Source organism: Pseudoalteromonas sp. Isolate3 (assembly GCF_022398505.1).
In the GTDB taxonomy this organism is placed as follows: Bacteria; Pseudomonadota; Gammaproteobacteria; order Enterobacterales; family Alteromonadaceae; genus Pseudoalteromonas; species Pseudoalteromonas apostichopi.
Genome location: NZ_JAKEVN010000203.1, coordinates 1 through 3,484, shown reverse-complemented (window position 1 = coordinate 3,484; position 3,484 = coordinate 1). Strand labels below are relative to the sequence as shown.

Below are 3,484 nucleotides of genomic sequence, written 5' to 3'. Positions count from 1 at the left end.
TTAATAGTTAGATTAAAAAGAATATCTAAAAAATTTGGTAACCCAGAGTGCACAAGATTTTGGGAAGCGTTTAACCGTATTTCAGATTGGAAGTGGGAAAAGCACGATTTAAAACTAGCTGCCGATTTAAAGCTAGGCAATGTTGAGCAAGGTTTACCGCAGGGGTTGGTATCTGCCGGTTTTTTTGCCAATGCATTTTTAATCGAATTTGATGAAAAGGTAGGTGAATTAATCGGTAGGAAACTAAGCCCTCAAAGCTCGATTTTTGTCCATGATTATTGTCGCTATGTGGATGATTTACGTTTAGTTATAAGTGCAAAAAATCTATCTGTAGGCTCTATAAGGCGTGCTTTAAATAGAAATATAAATAATCTTTTGAAAAAGCATGGTGGCGCTGATCTTAAACTGAATAATGATAAAACAAAGGTGACTCTTTTTTCAGATTTAGACGATAGTGGCAGTATGTCGAATCGGATTGAAATGGCTCAAGGAGAGCTCAGTGGACCAGCTGATCGTGATGTTTTAGATTCAGTTTCAGGTCTTTTAGAGAGCTTTTTAGATATTGAAGATATAGATTTACCTCCTTTAAAAAGTTCTCACAATGACTCTGCGTTGTTACAAATTGCTAATTACGATCATGATATTCGACCAGATACATTAAAGCGATTTGCAGCAAATAGGTTAGAAAGCATTGTAAGAAATAAACGCAGAATCAGTAACGCTGGTAGTGGAGAAGAACTGTTAGCTAAAAAGTTGATTACAGCTTGGATGAAAGATCCTTCGCTTGCATTAGTGTTGAGAAAGGCAATGGAAATTCACCCAGAAGCTGATTTATTTGAGCCAGTAGTTGAGGCTATTTTTTCTCGTAGTAGTTATGCGAATAGCGCAAAAATAAATGACACTATTACAGCGCAAATGATGGATTATTTGCTAGCAGACATATTTAGATGTGGACTTGATTTTATATTGACATTTCAGAAGTCAATCTACCCAAGTTCAATTAAACCAAACTCTGTGATTGATTTGATTGCTAACTATGCATTAGCAGTTATTGCAAGCGCTAATAAAAGTTCTAAATTTGTTGAAAGACAAGCATTAATGTTACTTGCAGCTACTAATAAACCAGTTATCAAAGAAAAGTCGAATTCGACTCTCCAGAATGAGTTGCACATTATTTTAGCTGGCGCTCAATCAAAGTTTAAGTATGAACACTGCGCTTTATATGAAATCTCAGCACAAATGACGGGAAAGTTTGATATTTATGCTGCTTCTCTGATTAAGTCAATGTGTGATTTTGACGATGTAAATAAAGCCAAGGCGTTGGACGTTTTCGCAAAGAGAGGCGGCCTCTTTTGGAATGCGATATGGAAACAGCTTAAAAAAAGAAAAACTCTTCATGCGCTTACTAAGAAATTTGATTGGGCAGCCCCTCAATCAAGTGCTCAGCCTAGAGCTAAAAAGCAGCTTTTATCCAAGGTTATTCATTCTGACTCAAATGGGTTTGAGTTTGAGCATGCGTTAATAAAGTTAGCATTAAGTTTATTAAAAGCAACTCAACAAAAGAGCTTTGGAAATACACCTATACTGGGTGCCACACCGGCTGAAATAGAAATTAAATTGGATGCGGTTACAAGATGGTCTGAGTTGTGGAGACCGTCAGTTAAGGTTGCTGAATCTAAGCGAAAAGGGAGTGTATCATTTAAGGACCCTCGATATGAGTTTCCAGAATGGATTGAGAAAAGCAGCGAAAGTAAAAAAGTCATTTATTGGATAGGTATTATATTAAGGGCCTCTGTAATTGGTAGTGCAGACTTTACAACTAACCGCTGGAAGCAAGGTGATATCGTCGCTTATAAAGGTGTGAAAACAAGTTGGTTCAAAAGGCGCATGGGCATGATGCATTCGCCTGAGACTTTAACTGGGGAATATTCTAAAGTAACAGACTGGTTTTCAGACTTATTAATTCGTTGCCTACAATGGCCAGGCTTCGAATCAACATTTGTGAGTGATTTAGATGTACGCTCTATAGAGTGCTTAGAAACATTTGAATTTTGCCTAAAAAAAAGGTTGAGTTATTTAAATAGTCTTATTTGTAACTCTTCTTCTTTACCCGCATTACCAACGAGAGTTGCAAGACCTAGCAAACGTAACTACCTAAGGGTTGCAACAGTTCAGCAGCTTTTGCCTATGTCGTCGGACTTTAGTGTTTCCGATCCTGAACTTAATAATCCAGTCTATAGGACTAAGCACCGTGAGCACTTATCTTCGGTTTGTAAACTAACGTTAAAAACTTTAGAAAGTAAAGCACAAGCTCAAGGTGAAAAAACTAAACCGTTTGCTGACTTAATTGTTTTTGCAGAAGTAGCTGTACATATTGATGATCAAGATCTCATTAAACGACTTGCTGATACAACTGGTGCTATTATTTTTGCCGGATTGGTATTTACTAATCATGAAGGAAAGTTAGTCAATGTAGCTAGGTGGTTTATACCTGATTATAGAGAAAGTGGAAGGCAATGGGTGATCAGAGATCAAGGTAAAGAAAACATGACTCAGGATGAGCTTGCTCTTGGGATTATTGGTTATAGGCCTTGTCAGCACATTTTAGAATTACATGGGTATGATGAAGGGCCTTTCAGAATTAGTGGGGCTATTTGTTATGACGCGACAGATATAAAGCTAGCCGCGGATTTAAGAAATACTACAGATTTATTTGTAGTGGTTGCTCATAACCAAGATGTAAACACCTTCGATAATATGGCTGCTGCTCTTCAATATCATATGTATCAACATATAGTTATTTCTAATATTGGTGAGTTTGGAGGATCAACGATACAAGCACCTTATAAAGAACGTTATGATCGTTTAATCTCTCATGCTCATGGAAGCAAACAAATATCAATTAGTACTGCTGACATTGATTTAGCAGCTTTCACAAGAAAAATAAAAAAATATAGAGCCGTTAAAACTAAACCAGCAGGAGTAAACAGATGACATGTTTTGAAACAGGTTTTGCCGTTTTATTAAATATTGAAACTTGGAAAAATTGGGTTCCAATTACTAGTTTATTTGTGGCAATAGGGGCTTTGATTATTGCTTTCTGGCAAGTTCAGGTAGGGCGTAATACTTCGGCTTCAGCACAAGCACATGGAATTTATCAGCAGTATTTAGCATTATGTATCGCTCACCCTGAATTAGCGAGTGGTGAGTATGTCGCTAAATCAAAAAATGATCCAGAATACGCGAAATATTTGTGGTTCTTCTCAAGTATGTTATTTGCTTTTGAACAAGTATTAGAAGCCAAACCAAATGATGAAAAGTGGATTGCCGTAATTAAATCACAGCTCGAGAAGCATAAAACTCACTTAGTAAAATCAAGTACAGCGGCTAGCAATCATTGGCATGAAAATTTAGAGGAAATTATACGAGAAATGAAAATTTAAAAATAAAACTACTTGGTGGGGGATATATTTTCCTTTTAATG

At 36.6% G+C, this 3,484-nt stretch carries 2 protein-coding genes; both read left to right on the top strand.

The window, feature by feature from the left end:
- On the top strand, positions 1-2,994 hold a 2,994-nt coding region (locus L1D46_RS20090; protein ID WP_239978126.1), incomplete at its 5' end, for a hypothetical protein.
- Positions 2,991-3,443 carry a hypothetical protein gene (locus L1D46_RS20085; RefSeq protein ID WP_130052838.1) on the top strand — a complete coding sequence of 151 codons (453 nt, stop codon included), beginning with the start codon at positions 2,991-2,993 and terminating at the stop codon, positions 3,441-3,443. The genes L1D46_RS20090 and L1D46_RS20085, both read left to right, overlap by 4 nt.
- The last annotated feature ends 41 nt before the right edge of the window (positions 3,444-3,484 follow it).

Coding starts and splice junctions, on each gene's coding strand:
- L1D46_RS20085 (WP_130052838.1), top strand. CDS start 2,991: ATGACATGTTTTGAAACAGGTTTTGCCGTTTTATTAAATATTGAAACT.